At 74.7% G+C, this 13,786-nt stretch carries 14 protein-coding genes, 1 pseudogene and 1 riboswitch; of the genes and pseudogenes, 5 read left to right on the top strand and 10 right to left on the bottom strand.

The annotated features are described in order from the left end of the window. Positions 1–147: 147 nt before the first annotated feature. Positions 148–1,383, bottom strand: a complete 1,236-nt coding sequence (gene mycP, locus C8054_RS01365) for a type VII secretion-associated serine protease mycosin (protein WP_233219416.1) — start codon at positions 1,381–1,383, stop codon at positions 148–150. A 59-nt stretch (positions 1,384–1,442) separates the two neighbouring features. After that, entirely contained in the window at positions 1,443–1,787 is a 345-nt protein-coding gene (locus C8054_RS01370) for a helix-turn-helix domain-containing protein (protein WP_107154814.1), read from the bottom strand. Between the two features lie 170 nt (positions 1,788–1,957). Here C8054_RS01370 and C8054_RS01375 point away from each other — a divergent pair, with 170 nt between their 5' ends. Continuing rightward, positions 1,958–2,611, top strand: a complete 654-nt coding sequence (locus tag C8054_RS01375; protein WP_107154815.1) for a carbonic anhydrase — start codon at positions 1,958–1,960, stop codon at positions 2,609–2,611. Between the two features lie 56 nt (positions 2,612–2,667). Here the strand turns inward: C8054_RS01375 and C8054_RS01380 are convergent, their stop codons facing one another. The 3 genes from C8054_RS01380 to C8054_RS01390 form a co-directional block, all read right to left on the bottom strand. Then, on the bottom strand, positions 2,668–3,693 hold the full coding sequence (locus C8054_RS01380) for a hypothetical protein (RefSeq protein ID WP_107154816.1): 1,026 nt from the start codon (positions 3,691–3,693) through the stop codon (positions 2,668–2,670). 3 nt (positions 3,694–3,696) lie between these two features. After that, a riboswitch (cyclic di-AMP (ydaO/yuaA leader) is annotated at positions 3,697–3,828 on the bottom strand. Positions 3,829–3,982: 154 nt separating this feature from the next. After that, the gene (locus C8054_RS01385) at positions 3,983–5,290 is read right to left on the bottom strand and encodes a YibE/F family protein (RefSeq protein ID WP_107154817.1); all 1,308 of its coding nucleotides are present in this window, start codon (positions 5,288–5,290) and stop codon (positions 3,983–3,985) included. 228 nt (positions 5,291–5,518) lie between these two features. After that, a complete protein-coding gene (locus C8054_RS01390) occupies positions 5,519–5,818 on the bottom strand; it encodes a metal-sensitive transcriptional regulator (RefSeq protein ID WP_107154818.1) in 300 nt (99 codons plus the stop codon). Between the two features lie 79 nt (positions 5,819–5,897). Here C8054_RS01390 and C8054_RS01395 point away from each other — a divergent pair, with 79 nt between their 5' ends. The 4 genes from C8054_RS01395 to C8054_RS01410 all read left to right on the top strand — a co-directional run bounded on the left by C8054_RS01395 (position 5,898) and on the right by C8054_RS01410 (position 9,636). Continuing rightward, positions 5,898–6,104, top strand: a complete 207-nt coding sequence (locus tag C8054_RS01395) for a heavy-metal-associated domain-containing protein (protein ID WP_107154819.1) — start codon at positions 5,898–5,900, stop codon at positions 6,102–6,104. A 34-nt stretch (positions 6,105–6,138) separates the two neighbouring features. Beyond that, on the top strand, positions 6,139–7,110 hold the full coding sequence (locus C8054_RS01400) for a hypothetical protein (protein ID WP_107154820.1): 972 nt from the start codon (positions 6,139–6,141) through the stop codon (positions 7,108–7,110). 16 nt (positions 7,111–7,126) lie between these two features. Next, positions 7,127–9,382, top strand: a complete 2,256-nt coding sequence (locus tag C8054_RS01405; protein ID WP_107154821.1) for a cation-translocating P-type ATPase — start codon at positions 7,127–7,129, stop codon at positions 9,380–9,382. 80 nt (positions 9,383–9,462) lie between these two features. Further along, the gene (locus tag C8054_RS01410) at positions 9,463–9,636 is read left to right on the top strand and encodes a CsbD family protein (RefSeq protein ID WP_013283784.1); all 174 of its coding nucleotides are present in this window, start codon (positions 9,463–9,465) and stop codon (positions 9,634–9,636) included. An 87-nt stretch (positions 9,637–9,723) separates the two neighbouring features. Here the strand turns inward: C8054_RS01410 and C8054_RS01415 are convergent, their stop codons facing one another. From C8054_RS01415 to C8054_RS01430, 5 genes and pseudogenes are all read right to left on the bottom strand, one after another. Further along, on the bottom strand, positions 9,724–10,359 hold the full coding sequence (locus tag C8054_RS01415; RefSeq protein WP_107154822.1) for a dihydrofolate reductase family protein: 636 nt from the start codon (positions 10,357–10,359) through the stop codon (positions 9,724–9,726). 29 nt (positions 10,360–10,388) lie between these two features. Further along, entirely contained in the window at positions 10,389–11,633 is a 1,245-nt protein-coding gene (locus C8054_RS01420) for an RNA polymerase sigma factor (RefSeq protein WP_107154823.1), read from the bottom strand. Continuing rightward, a complete protein-coding gene (locus C8054_RS31635; RefSeq protein ID WP_233219438.1) occupies positions 11,630–11,989 on the bottom strand; it encodes a YciI family protein in 360 nt (119 codons plus the stop codon). Before C8054_RS31635 ends, C8054_RS01420 begins: the two co-directional genes overlap by 4 nt. 138 nt (positions 11,990–12,127) lie before the next feature. Continuing rightward, positions 12,128–12,331: pseudogene (locus C8054_RS33035) on the bottom strand (GntR family transcriptional regulator); the annotation flags it as partial. 249 nt (positions 12,332–12,580) lie between these two features. Beyond that, on the bottom strand, positions 12,581–13,783 hold the full coding sequence (locus C8054_RS01430) for a DUF2786 domain-containing protein (RefSeq protein WP_107154825.1): 1,203 nt from the start codon (positions 13,781–13,783) through the stop codon (positions 12,581–12,583). Positions 13,784–13,786: the final 3 nt, after the last annotated feature.

A 13,786-nucleotide genomic window follows, 5' to 3' on the forward strand; every position in this document is an offset into this window, starting at 1 on the left:
CGGTCCGGCACGGCTCCGCCCCGGCTCGCGTCGGGGCGGAGCCGTGCCGTGTTCCGGGCCCCGCGGCTCGGTTCCGGCTCGGCTCGGCTCCGCTCCGGCCCGGTCCGCCCGGCCCGGGGGCTATCCGCGTCGCCGGCCGGTCGCGCGTCAGGCGTCGCGTGGGACGTCGCGCCGGCCGGGGCGCCATCCGCGTCGCCGGCCGCGCACCAGGATCGGGCGCACCGTCATCAGTACGCCGGCCAGCAGCATGCCGACCACGGCGACCCAGACCGCCGCGGTGCGCTGCCGGGCCAGCGGGTCGGTACGCGGGGCGGGCGGCGGCAGCGCGCCCAGCGGCGGGTCGCTCCGGGTGCCCAGCAGGCTGGTCACCGCCCGGTAGGGATTGACCATCCCGTAGCCGACCTGCGGGTTGTGGCCCTCGGGCGGGTTGTCCGCGGTGCGGGTCAGTCGGTAGGCCACCTGGTCCGGGCTGATGTCCGGGTACGCGGCGCGCACCAGGGCCGCCGCCCCGGAGACGTACGCGGTGGCGAAACTCGTCCCGCCCTGCGGCTCGGCCCGGTAGCCCGGACCCTGCGGCGCGGGGCCGACGATGTTCAGCCCGGGGCCGGCGATGTCCACGTAGTCCGCGCTGACCGAGCTGCCGACGTGCCCGCCCTGCTCGTCGATGCCGGCCACCGCGATGACCCCCGGGTACGCCGCCGGGTAGGCCGGCCGGTCCTCCCGGTTCTCCTGCCGGTTGCCGGCCGAGGCGACCACCACCACGCCCTTGTCGAGCGCGTGGGCGACCGCCGACCTCAACGCCGGGTCGTCCAGCGTGACCAGGGACAGGTTGATCACGTCGGCGTCGTGGTCGACCGCCCAGCGGATCGCCCGGCCGATCTCACCCGGCACGTCCGGGTCGAAGTTCTCCTTGTTCTCCGCCAGCACCCGCAGCGGCAGGATCCTGGCCTCCGGCGCGATGCCGGTGTAGGGCGTACCGCTGCCCTCCCGGCCGGCGATGATGCCGGCCACCATGGTGCCGTGCCCGACCAGGTCGCACTGCCCGCGCAGGTGGACCAGCCGGTTGAAGTCCTCGCCGGGCAGCACCCGGTCGCGCAGCAACGGGTGGCTCGGTGAGACGCCGGAGTCGACGACCGCGACGGTGACGCCCCGCCCCTTGCCGACCCGCCAGGCGGCGGCCGGGTCGAGCCGGCTCAGCGCCCAGGGCGCCTCGGTGGGGGCCGGGCCGCCGGTGGGCCCGCACTTCGGCGCCGCCACCGCCGGGGCGGGCACCGCCGCCGTGCCGGCGACGAGGGCGGCCACCGCCGCTCCGGACAGGACGGAGCTGACCCGGTGGCCGGCCCGGGCACGTCCCGTCCGGCCCGGCCGCAAGCTGTCGCGCACGCGGTGAGATTACCGTCGTGGCCGGTCGCGTGCGGGCGCGGACGGCCGCCCGGTCGCGGTCAACGCTCGGGGGTGGCGTCGGTGGCCGCCGGTTCGTCGGCGAAGAGGTCGAGCAACGCCCCGACCTGCTGGTCGGCCTCGGCGGGGTGCCGGAAGCGGCCGTTCGGGTTGATCGTGTACTCGTTGCGCCGACCCACCCGGGTGCGGTGGAGGTAGCCGCCCGCCTCCAGGTCGGCGACGATCGCCTGGGCCGCCCGCTCGGTGACGCCCACCTCGTCCGCCACGTCCCGCAGCCGCGCGGTGGGGTTGCGCGCGATGGCCAGCAGCACGTGCCCGTGGTTGGTGAGGAAGGTCCAGTGCCGGCGGCTCCCGTCCTCGCCTGGTGTGGTCGCCATGGTGGTCATCGTATGGCGTTCCGGGCAGACAGCCGGAACCGGAGCGGGTCGCGTCATGACGCCTGAAATGCGTATCACGAAATCTTGACGTGCCTTCGGTCCCGTGTGACTGTGGGTCGCGAGGCCGACACCGCCGCCGGCCGGCCTGGTCGTTCCGCCCGAGGACAAGGTGAGCAGCGATGATCCCGAGCACTCCCGAAGAGGCACTCGCCGAACTGCGGGCCGGTAACCACCGGTTCGTCACCGGCGTGCCGCAGCATCCGAACCAGGACGCCGGGCACCGGGCCGCGGTCGCCGAGGGCCAGCACCCGTTCGCGGTGATCGTCGGCTGCTCCGACTCCCGGCTCGCCGCCGAGATCATCTTCGACCGGGGTCTCGGCGACCTCTTCGTGGTGCGTACCGCCGGGCACACCGCCGGCCCCGAGGTGCTCGGCAGCGTCGAGTACGCGGTGACCGTGCTCGGCACGCCGCTCGTGGTGGTGCTCGGCCACGACTCGTGCGGCGCGGTCCAGGCGGCCCGCGAGGCGGTCCGCACCGGCTCCGCGCCGGCCGGGCACCTGGGCGCGGTGGTGGACGCCGTCTCGCCCAGCCTGCTCCGGGCCGCCCGGCAGGAGGTCACCGACCTCGACGGCATCATCGACATCCACATCGCGCAGACCGTGGAGACGCTGCTGGCCCGCTCGACGGTGCTCGCCGAGCGGGTGGCCGTCGGAGCGTGCGCGGTGGCCGGCATGTCGTACCGGCTCAGCGGCGGCGAGGTGCGGACGGTGGCGCAGTCCTCGGCGCCGGTGCCCGCGCCGGCCGCACCGGCGGACCCGGCGCTCGCCGGCTGACCACCCCCGGACACACGGAAGGGGCCGCCCGGAGGCGGCCCCTTCTCGCGTACGCGTCAGAGCAGTGACATGTGCACGTGGTCGGTGTGGTTCGAGGGACCGCTGTACGAACTCCAGCCGGTCGCCGGGAACCAGATCTGCCGGTTCCAGATCACGTAGTAGATGCCCAACCGGTCGGCGTTACGGATGAGGAAGGCGGCCACCTCGTTGCCGTACCGGCGGGTGTCGTTGTTGTGCCACGGCGAGAAGCCGCTGTTCTGCAACGACCAGTCGCACGCCTTGCCCTTGGGGTGCTCCCACGGCCCGCCGGGGCGGTAGCAGCCCACGAAGCGGTTGAAGCCGGCGCGCTTGACCTCCTTGTACGCGTGCAGCGTGCGCGGCGTCACGCAGCCGGAGGTGGTCGGGTCGTTCTCGCTGCACGACTCGGACCTCCACCCGCCGTCGGCGGTGCGGCCGGGGCCGATCTTGGCAACCGGCGAGGTGGCCGAGACCAGGCCACCGGTGAAGTCCAGCCCGCCGACCAGCTTCAGCGCCTTCTGCGCCTCGACCTTCTCGCGGGCCATCGCGTTCGTCTGCTTCTCCTGCTCGCGCACCTCGGCGTCGAGCGCGAGCTTGGCCTGCTCGGCGCGCGTCTTCACCGCGTTGATGGCGGCGAGCCGCTGCGCGTTGAACAGGTTGAGTTCGTCCAGGGCGCTGGCCCGGCGGACGAACGAGTCGGGCGAGTCGCTCTCCAGCAGCATCGCCATCGCGCCGACCCGACCGGTGCGGTAGGACTGCGCGGCGATCTCGGTGACCTGCGGGCTGAGCGCGTCGAGCTCGTTCTGCGCCGCCTTCACCTCGAGCGCGAGCTTGAGCTGCCGCTTGCGCGAGGTGTCCAGCTTGGACTTGGCCTGGAGGTAGGCCCGGTTGGCGGCGGTGACGGCCTCGCTGATCAGCGGTGGGTCGTCGTCCTCCGAGTGCCCGGAGGGGTTGGGGGCGGCGGTGTGCGGGGCCGCCGACGCCGGGGTCGGCCCGACCAGCACGGCGAGCGCGGCGAGCACGGCCACCACGGGTGTCAAGCAGCGGCGCAGGGGTGCCGTCACAGTGTTCCCTTCCGTCGGCCGCCGACCGGGTTAGCTGACGGGTTCGGGACGGAAGCGGCCCCTACCGCTGACGCGGATTCACCCCATGTACCTGGTTCCCCGGCTCGCCCGGAGGCGATTGGGCGGCGGCACCGCAGGCGCGGGTGCGCGCCTTCGGCGGTGACCGGCAGCGAGGTTACCCGAGATGTCGACCGGGGATCTACGCCCGGAAGCCGACCAATCGCGAGAATTCGACATTGCCCAGCGTGACCAGCATCGCGTTTCACGCGCGCCGTCACGCTGCGGAGTGTCACCATGCGACATCCGTACTTCCCCGGCGGCCGGGCCACCGTTCGGCCGGCGTCCCGCCGAGCGCCTCCAGCGCCTCGCTGCGGGCCGCCGGGGGCCGGTCCGGCGGTGGCGGCGACGCCCCGGCCGCCGGCCCGTGCCGCCCGGCGGTGGCCACGACCGCGGCCAGCGCGGTGGTGAGCGGTACGGCGGCGATCAGACCGAGTGTCGCCACCGCGCTGCGGACGATCTCCTGGGCCAGGAACTCGCTGGTGAGGATCTCGCTCACCGGGCGGGAGTCGGCCACCAGCAGGAGCAGCAGCGGCAGCGAGGCGCCCGCGTACGCCAGCACGATGGTGTTGACAGTGGACGCGATGTGCGCCCGGCCCACCCGGGTGGCCGCCCGGTAGAGCTGCCGCCGGGACAGGCCGGGGTTGGCGTGCGCCAGCTCGGTGACGGTGGCCGCCTGGGTGACCGTGACGTCGTCCAGCACGCCCAGCGAGCCGATGATGATGCCGGCCAGCAGCAGCCCGTGCAGGTCCACACCGCCCTGGAACATGGAGAGCGTGGTGGCGTCCTCGCTGCCGAAGCCGGTCAGGTGGGTGGCGGCGGTGGCGAGCGTGCCCAGCACGCCGGTGACCACCAGGCTGCCGAGCGTGCCGAGCACCGCCACCGACGTCTGCGCGGTGATCCCGTGGGTCAGGTAGAGCACCACGAACATGATGAGCGCGGCGCCGACGATCGCCACCGGCAGCGGGGACCGGCCGGCGCCGATGCCGGGCAGCACGAAGCCGAGCAGGATGGCGAAGCTCGCCACCAGCCCGCCCAACGCGGCCAGCCCGCGCCAGCGCCCGAACGCCACGATCGCGGCGGCGAAGAGCGCCACCAACCAGATCAACGGCGTGGCGCGCTGGTGCTCGGCGATGTTGTAGGCCTTCACCGACGGGTCGGCCGGGTCGGTCAGCTCGACCAGGATCACCTCGTCGCCGACCTCGACGCGTGGTGCCCCGGGCCCGTCCGGGATCGGCGCCTCGACCTGCCGGCCGGCGTCCGGGCCCTGCTCCGCGGCGACCGTCACGGTGCCGCACCGGCCGCCGCCACCCTCGGGAGCCTCCGGCGTGGGCGGGCAGGGCTCGGTCACCACCCGGGTCACCGTGCCGTGGTGGCGTGGCACGTTCTCGGCTTCGGCCGGCTCCGGGCCGCCGCCCCGGGGCCAGAGCACCAGCGCCGCGAGCACGGTGAGCACGAAGAGCGGCACCACGGTCGCGAGCAGGAGCCGGCGTACGCGCGGCGGCGCGGCGGGGGCGGGACGGGTGTGGTCGGCGCCCACGGTGGCTCTCCCTACGGGTCGCGGCGCACCGGTTCACCGGCCCGGTCGTCCACCGGCCGGCGCGGACGCGTCCTGACCACGCCCGGGGTCGCCGCCGGGCCATGGTAGCCACCCCACCTGCGCGATCTTGCAGTTGTGGCCCTGGCGAACGGCGTGAAAAGGGCGTTTCGCGGGCCGCAACCGCAAGATCGACGGGGAGGGGGGCGGGGTGGGGTGGGGTGGGGTGGGTCAGCCACGTTTCATGAGGCGGCCCACGGCGGCCATCATCTCGGTCGCCATCTCGTCGGCGCGGCCGTCGGCGGCGCCCTCGTGCATGCAGTGCCGGGCATGGCCGTCGAGCAGGCCCAGCGCGACCTTGTCCAGCGCGGCCTGGATGGCGGAGATCTGGGTCAGCACGTCGATGCAGTAACGGTCGTCCTCGACCATCTTCTCGATGCCCCGGACCTGCCCCTCGACGCGGCGGAGCCGCGCGAGCAGTTGGTCCTTGCTGGCGGTGTAGCCCCGGACCGGGGTGGACGGCGTGGTCATGCGTCGAGGATACCGTACCCCTCGGGGGTATGATACCGTTCGACTCGTACCCCCAGGGGGTATCTGATCGGAGGGCGAGATGGACACCACCTACCAGGTGCGGGGCATGACCTGCGGGCACTGCGTCAACGCGGTCAGCACCGAGCTGAGCGCGCTGCCGGGCGTCACCGACGTCCAGGTCGACCTGGCCACCGGCCGGGTCACCGTCACCAGCCGGGAACCACTGGACGCGGGCGCCGTGCGCGCCGCCGTCGACGAGGCCGGCTACGACCTCGCCGGGGCGTGACGGGTCCGCGGACCCGCAGAACCGAGGAGGCACCATGCACACGGCGACGAAGCTGAGTGGCTTCGCGCTCGGCCTCGCGGCGGTGTTCGCCGGGGCGTACGGGATCGGTCACGTGGCCGGTCCCGCCGCCCCGGCCGCCGAGATCCGGCACGACACCACCGACACCGACCACGGAGCCGCCGGCCACGGCGACGGGGACCCCGGCCACGGCGACGAGAGCGCCGGCGGCGCGGACCTGCCCGGCGGCCTGCTGGTCTCCGAGCGGGGCTACACGCTCCAGCCGGTCACCGCCCCGGCCGGCGAGTTCGCGTTCCGGATCACCGGCCCGGACGGCGCACCGGTCACCCGCTACGACGTGGCGCACGACAGGCGCATGCACCTGATCGTCGCCCGCCGCGACCTGTCCGGCTTCCGGCACGTGCACCCGGAGCTGGCCGCCGACGGCACCTGGCGGGTCGCCTCGCCGCTCGCCGGGCCCGGCGTCTGGCGGGCGTTCGCCGACTTCACGCCGACCGGCGGCGAGCCGTTGACACTCGGCGTCGACGTCACCGTTCCGGGCCCGCTGGCCGCCCGGCCGCTGCCGGCGCCGGCCACCACCGCCACTGTCGACGGCTACACGGTCACGCTCGCCGGCACGCCGGAGCCCGGCCGCACCAGCCGGCTCACGCTCACCGTCAGCCGGGACGGTCGCCCGGTCACCGACCTCCAGCCCTACCTCGGCGCGTACGGGCACCTGGTGGCGCTGCGCCAGGGCGACCTGGCCTACCTGCACGTGCACCCGGAAGGCACGCCCGACGACGGGCGTACGCCCGCCGGGCCGGCGGTCACGTTCGCGGCCGAGGTGCCCTCCGCCGGGGCGTACCGTCTCTACCTGGACTTCCGCCACGGCGACGCGGTGCACACCGCCGAGTTCACCGTCCTGGCCGGCGCCCAGCCCGCGCCGGCACCCACCACCGCACCGACCCCGGACGCCGGACACGGCACGCCGGGGCACGGGCACAGTTGACCGGGGAGGTGTCGCGATGACCACCACGGGCAAGACGCTGCCGACCGCGCCGAACCTGATCGAACTCGCGATCGGCGGCATGACCTGCGCGTCCTGCGCCGCCCGGATCGAGAAGAAGCTCAACCGGATGGACGGCGTCGAGGCCACGGTGAACTACGCCACCGAGAAGGCCACCGTCCGGTACGCCGACGACATCGCGCCGGCCGACCTGATCGCCACCGTGGAGAAGACCGGCTACACGGCCGAGGTGCCGCCGCCGCCCGCCCGCGCCGGGGAGGTCACGGCCGCCGAGCCGGTGGACGAGCTGCGGGTGGCGCGTACCCGGCTGTGGGTCTCGGCGGTGCTGACGCTGCCGGTGATCGTGCTGGCCATGGTGCCGGCCTGGCAGTTCGACCACTGGCAGTGGGCCTCGCTCACGCTGGCCGCGCCGGTGGTGGTCTGGGGCGGGCTGCCGTTCCACCGGGCCGCGCTGGTCAACCTGCGGCACGGCGCGGCGACCATGGACACGCTGGTCTCGCTCGGCACGCTGGCCGCGTTCGGCTGGTCGCTCTGGGCGCTCTTCCTCGGCGACGCCGGGATGCCCGGGATGACGCACCCGTTCCGGTTCGACATCACCCGCGGCGACGGCGCCGGCAACATCTACCTGGAGGCCGCCGCCGGGGTGACCGTCTTCATCCTGGCCGGGCGCTACTTCGAGGCCCGCGCCAAGCGCACCGCCGGCTCCGCGCTGCGGGCCCTGCTGGAGCTGGGCGCGAAGGACGTGGCGGTGCTGCGCGGCGGGCAGGAGGTCCGAATCCCGGTCGACCAGCTCGCGGTCGCCGACCGGTTCGTGGTCCGGCCCGGCGAGAAGATCGCCACCGACGGCGTGGTCGAGGAGGGCACCTCGGCGGTCGACGCCAGCATGCTCACCGGCGAGTCGGTGCCGGTCGAGGTCGGGCCGGGCGACGCCGTGGTGGGCGCCACCGTCAACGCCGGCGGCCGGCTGGTGGTCCGCGCCACCCGGATCGGCGGCGACACCCAGCTCGCCCAGATGGCCCGGCTGGTGGAGCAGGCGCAGACCGGCAAGGCGGCGGTGCAGCGCCTCGCCGACCGGATCTCCGGCGTGTTCGTGCCGATCGTGATCGCCCTGGCCGCCGGCACGCTGGGCTGGTGGCTCGGCACCGGAGCCGGGCCGACCGCCGCGTTCACCGCCGCCGTGGCCGTGCTGATCATCGCGTGCCCGTGCGCGCTCGGCCTGGCCACCCCGACCGCGCTGCTGGTCGGCACCGGGCGCGGCGCGCAGCTCGGCGTGCTGATCAAGGGGCCGGAGGTGCTGGAGTCCACCCGCCGGGTGGACACCGTGGTGCTGGACAAGACCGGCACCGTCACCACCGGCCGGATGACGCTGGCCGAGGTGCTGCCCGCCGCCGGCGAGGACGCCGGCGAGCTGCTCCGGCTGGCCGGCGCACTGGAGGCGGCCTCCGAGCACCCGATCGCGCGGGCGGTCGCCGAGGGTGCGGCCAAGGCCGGGCCGACGCCCGCCGTCGGTGACTTCGCGAACGCCGAGGGGCTCGGCGTGACCGGCACGGTCGACGGCCGGAGCGTGGTGGTCGGGCGGCTCCGACTGCTGCGGGAGCGCGGTCTCGACGTACCCGAGGAGGTCGTGCGGGCCGCGACCGGCGCGGAGGCCGCCGGCCGCACGGCGGTCCTGGCCGGCTGGGACGGGCGGGCTCGAGGCGTGCTCGCGGTGGCCGACGCGGTGAAGCCGACCAGCCGGGCGGCGGTCGACCGGCTGCGCGGCCTGGGGCTCACCCCGGTGCTGCTCACCGGCGACAACGCCACCGTGGCCGGGGCGGTGGCCGCCGAGGTGGGCATCGACGAGGTGATCGCGGAGGTGCTGCCCGCCGACAAGGTGGCCGTGGTGGAGCGGCTCCAGGGCGAGGGCCGGGTGGTGGCCATGGTCGGGGACGGGGTCAACGACGCCGCCGCGCTGGCCCGCGCCGATCTCGGGCTGGCCATGGGCACCGGCACCGACGTGGCCATCGAGGCCGCCGACCTGACGCTGGTGCGGGGCGACCTGCTGGCCGCGGCGGACGCCATCCGGCTCTCCCGCCGCACGTTGGCGATCATCAAGGGCAACCTGTTCTGGGCGTTCGCCTACAACGTGGCCGCGCTGCCGCTGGCCGCCGCCGGGCTGCTCAACCCGATGCTCGCCGGCGCGGCGATGGCCTTCTCGTCGGTGTTCGTGGTGGCGAACAGCCTGCGGCTGCGGCGCTTTCGCCCGATCGGGTGACGCCGGGCACCGGCATGGTTGGGCGGGCGACCGGCTGGGTAACTCGTTGTCGTCACGCAACTGTTGAGCTGGAGGTTCCGATGGGTCTCGACGACAAGATCGACAACGCTTCCCAGGACACCGCGGGCAAGGTCAAGGAGGGCGTCGGCCGGGCGACCGACAACGAGCGCCTCGAGGCCGAGGGCCGCAACGACCAGGCCGGCGCCAAGCTCAAGCAGGCCGGCGAGAAGATCAAGGACGCCTTCAAGAGCTGACGTACGATCGCACACCCACCGGGCCGGCCTTCGGGCCGGCCCGGCGTGCTGCGTGGCCAGGGACGGTGGTGCCGACCCGACGCCGGGTCAGCGCGGCACGCGGTAGCGGATGTGGGTGACGGTGGGACCCGCGACCACCCGCTCCGGCGTCAGGGCCACGTCCAGCGGTCCGTCGAAGAGCGGCGTGCCGCCGCCCAGCACGATCGGCACCACGTGCAGCCAGAGCGAGTCGAGCAGACCCGCCGCCAGGTAGCCGCGTACCGTGCCGCCGCCACCGGCCACACAGACGTCGCGGTCGCCGGCCGCCTCCCGGGCCCGCTCCAGCGCCGCCTCGGCGCCGTCGGTGACGAAGTGGAACTCCGTACCGCCGGCCATCAGCAGCGACGCCCGCGGGTGGTGGGTCAGCACGAACACCGGGGTACGGAACGGCGGGTCGGCACCCCACCACCCGGTCCAGGCCCGGTCCCACGGCCCCTCGCCGCCACCGAACATGCGCCGGCCCATCACGTACGCCCCGACGCCGGCGGTCATCTCCTCGACCACCTCGGCGTCGACGTTGCGTTCCCCGCCGGTGAGGGCGTGCTGCGCGCGCCAGCTCTCGGTGGCGAACGCCCACTCGTGCAGCCGCAGGCCGCCCTGCCCGAGCGGATCCTGCACGCTCTGATCCGGCGCGGCCACGTACCCGTCCAGCGACATCGACAGTTGACTGGTGACCTCTCCCATGAGGGGTGGACCCGCCGGGTCGGCGGAACTCATCGCTCGGCGGCCAGCCGCGCGGCGCGTCCCTCCAGGTGACGCCGCTCGGGCAGGCTGGTGGTGGCCCGGGCGGCGGCCAGGTAGGCGGTCCGGGCGTCCGCCCGGTCACCGGCCAGTTCGAGCAGGTGGGCGCGGACGGCGGCGAGTCGGTGGTGGCCGGCGGTCCGGTCGTCGGCGTGCAGCGGCGCGAGCAGCGCCAGGCCGGCCCGGGGGCCGTCCACCATGGCCACCGCGACGGCCTGGTTGAGCGTGACCATCGGGTTGGGCGCGAGCCGGGCCAGTACCCGGTAGAGCGCCACGATCTGCGGCCAGTCCGTGGTCGCGGCGGTGGGCGCCTCCGCGTGCACCGCGGCGATGGCGGCCTGCACCTGGTACGGGCCGGGCGCCGACCAGGTCAACGCGTCGGTCACCAGCGCGATCCCCTCCGCCACGGCAGTGGTGTCCCAGCGGGTGCGGTCCTGTTCGGCCAGCGGCACCAGCTCCCCGTCCGGTCCGGTCCGGGCGGCCCGGTGCGCGTCGGTGAGCAGCATCAGCGCCAGCAACCCGGCCACCTCGCCCTGGTCCGGCAGCAGCCGGTGCAGCTCCCGGGCCAGCCGGAGCGCCTCGCCGGTCAGCTCGACCCGGTGCAGCGCCTCCCCGCTGGACGCGGTGTAGCCCTCGTTGAAGATCAGGTAGAGCACGCGCAGCACCGCGCCCAGCCGTTCGTCCCGGTCGGCGCCCGACGGGAGCGTGAAGCGTGCCCCGGCCGCCTCGATCCGCTGCTTGGCGCGGCGGATCCGCTGGCTCATCGTCGCCTCCGGCACCAGGTACGCCCGCGCGATCTCGGCGGTGCTCAACCCGCCCACCGCGCGCAGCGTGAGCGCCACCTGGGCGTTGACCGGCAGCGCCGGATGGCAGCAGAGGAACAGCAGCCGTAACGTGTCGTCCCGGCTCGGCGGTTCCTCGTCGGCGGGCGGGGCGACCGCCGCGTACGCCGGCTGCCGGACCGCCACCGCGACCTCGCGCGCCCGGCGGGCGTGTTCGCTGCGCCACTCGTCGGTGAGCCGGCGGGTGGCCACGGTGACCAGCCAGGCGCGGGGATGCTCCGGCACGCCCCGCGCCGGCCACCCGGTGGCGGCGGCGAGCAGCGCCTCCTGGACCGCGTCCTCGCAGGCGTAGAACTGGCCGTGCCGGCGGACGAGCACGCCGAGGACCTGCGGCGCGAGTGTTCGCAGCAGGTCCTCGACCGCCCGGGAGGTCACATCTCCGTCCCGGCCTGCTCCATCACCGCGCGCACCTCCAGCACGCCGAAGCCGAGCCGCACGTCCGGCCAGCTCGCGGCGATCTCGACGGCCCGCTCCGGCGTCTCGCAGTCGACCGTCAGATAGCCGGCGAACTGCTCCTTGCTCTCCACGAACGGGCCGTCGGTGATCTCCGCGCCGCCGCCCGCCGGGCGTACGGTCCGGGTCTGCGACGGGTCGGCCAGCGCCTCCCCGCCGACCAGCTCACCGGACTCGGTCAGCGCCTTCATGATCACGTCGACCTCGCCGAAGATCGCGGTGCGCTCCGCCTCGGTCAGCTCGTCGGCGAAGCCGGGCCGGTTCCAGATCAGCAGCATGTACTTCACGGTCCACTCCTCGGGTACGGGCCACCGTCGGCGGCGCCTCACGGACGGGTCGGAGCCGGCCGGCCCGATCCGACACGTCGCGTCATGGGGAGGGGTGGGAAGTTGTTCGGGCTCGGCGACGAAGACGCCCTGACCCTGCTGGCCGTAGATCAGGTTTCGGGCGTGCAGTTCCTTCACCGCCCGGTAGGACGTCGAGCGGGCGACGTTGTACAACTCACCGATCTCGGAGACCGAGGGCGGTTGTTGGCCCGGCGCATACTCGCCCGACCGGATCTTGGCCTCGATGTCATCGGCGACGCGCCGGTAATGGGGTGGTCGGGTCGGCGTGGTCAGCTCTCCTGGACTTCAGCGGAGATCATGCTGCCAGCCGAAACCTGGTCGGACAAGCGAACAACCCGGCAAGGTGGAGACAGTGGGAGATCTTGGAGCGAAGTGGCCCCTGGAGGGGCACGTGGCTTCCAAGATCTCTCTACTCTCGACATGCGAGAAGAGTGACCTACCATGTGGGAGGTCTGCGACGGGTGGCACGTCCGGCGGACGCTCGACGGTGAACTTCCACAAGCGCCCCGCTTGCAGCGTCGGTCAGCGTGGGCCGCGTAGGGGGCGGGGCGTGGGGCGAGGGCCGGCGTCCAGCGAGGCGCGGTCGGCGGCGGTGGTGCCGGAACTCCACCCCTCCGTGTCGCGCACCTGGAGCCGGTGCCGGGTGGTGCCGGGAAAGAGCTGGTCGGCGCGTTCCCGGACGGCGTCCGACCGGGCCGCCAGCACCGGCAGCAGCCGGTCGTCGGCGTGTTCCTCGGCCGCCGCCGTGCTGGCCGCCCGCAGCCGCTCCCCGATCCGCAGCGCGAACGCGTTGAGGAACGACTCGTCGTAACCCTTCGTACGCCGGCCGCCGCCCTTGCCGCGCCCACTGCGCTCGCCGCGTCCGCGCAGCATCGCGGCGGTGGCCTGCACCAGCAGCGACGTGTGCAGCAGCTCCACCGCGGCCAGGTCGGCCGGGAACCCGAGCACGGTGGCGAAGCCCAGGTCGTCGGACCAGACCGACTCGCACCGGTTCGCCGCCGCCACCTCCTGGATCAGCAGCGCCTTCGCCGCCGCGTACGGGGCGTCGGCGCCGAGGCGCATCCCGCCCGGCCGGTCGGGCCGCTCGGCGGTGGCGGCGAGCAGCGCCGCGTCGATGCTGTGCCGGGCCATCAGCTCCTGCGCCTTGGCGGTGAACGCCTCCGCCTCGGCCGGGTAGCCGCTCGACTCGGCCTTGGCCAGCAGCGCGCGTACCCGGTCGAGCATCCGGGAACCGGTGGGCGGCACGGCGGCGAGCGGGACGGCGGGGGCGCCGGGCGGTGGCCGGAGCACCGCGATCGGCGGCAGCGACTCGACAAGCACCAGCGCGTCGACCGCGTCCCGCAACGCGGTGATCCGGTCGCCGTCGGCGCGGCGGTCCAGCCAGCCCGCGTCGGCGTCCCAGCGAGCGTCCAGGTCGGTGAGCTGCTCGTCGAACCAGGCCGGCACCGGTGCGGGCAGCGCGCGCCGCTGGGCGGCCAGCGTGTCGCGCAGCAGCCGGGCACCGCGCGCGGTCAGCCGGCGGGTGGCGAGCCGGTCCACGTCGACCGGCTGCCAGCCGCGCGGCCAGAGCCGCCCGACGGCGCGGGAGAGCCGGGCGAGCAGTGCCGCGTCCACCGCCGCGCCGTCGCCCACCACCAGCCGGTCCAGGGCGCGCTCGGCGGCGGGTACGTCGGTGCCGCGCGCCGCCGCGAGGGCGTCGTCGAGCAGCGTCTCGGCTGGTGACACGGG

The sequence above is a fragment of the Micromonospora sp. RP3T genome (genome assembly GCF_003027925.1).
Lineage (GTDB): Bacteria > Actinomycetota > Actinomycetes > Mycobacteriales > Micromonosporaceae > Micromonospora.

Coding starts and splice junctions, on each gene's coding strand:
- C8054_RS01395 (WP_107154819.1), top strand. CDS start 5,898: ATGGACACCACCTACCAGGTGCGGGGCATGACCTGCGGGCACTGCGTC.
- C8054_RS01370 (WP_107154814.1), bottom strand. CDS start 1,787: ATGACCACCATGGCGACCACACCAGGCGAGGACGGGAGCCGCCGGCAC.
- C8054_RS01375 (WP_107154815.1), top strand. CDS start 1,958: ATGATCCCGAGCACTCCCGAAGAGGCACTCGCCGAACTGCGGGCCGGT.
- C8054_RS01415 (WP_107154822.1), bottom strand. CDS start 10,359: ATGGGAGAGGTCACCAGTCAACTGTCGATGTCGCTGGACGGGTACGTG.
- C8054_RS31635 (WP_233219438.1), bottom strand. CDS start 11,989: ATGCTGCTGATCTGGAACCGGCCCGGCTTCGCCGACGAGCTGACCGAG.
- C8054_RS01390 (WP_107154818.1), bottom strand. CDS start 5,818: ATGACCACGCCGTCCACCCCGGTCCGGGGCTACACCGCCAGCAAGGAC.
- C8054_RS01410 (WP_013283784.1), top strand. CDS start 9,463: ATGGGTCTCGACGACAAGATCGACAACGCTTCCCAGGACACCGCGGGC.
- C8054_RS01400 (WP_107154820.1), top strand. CDS start 6,139: ATGCACACGGCGACGAAGCTGAGTGGCTTCGCGCTCGGCCTCGCGGCG.
- C8054_RS01405 (WP_107154821.1), top strand. CDS start 7,127: ATGACCACCACGGGCAAGACGCTGCCGACCGCGCCGAACCTGATCGAA.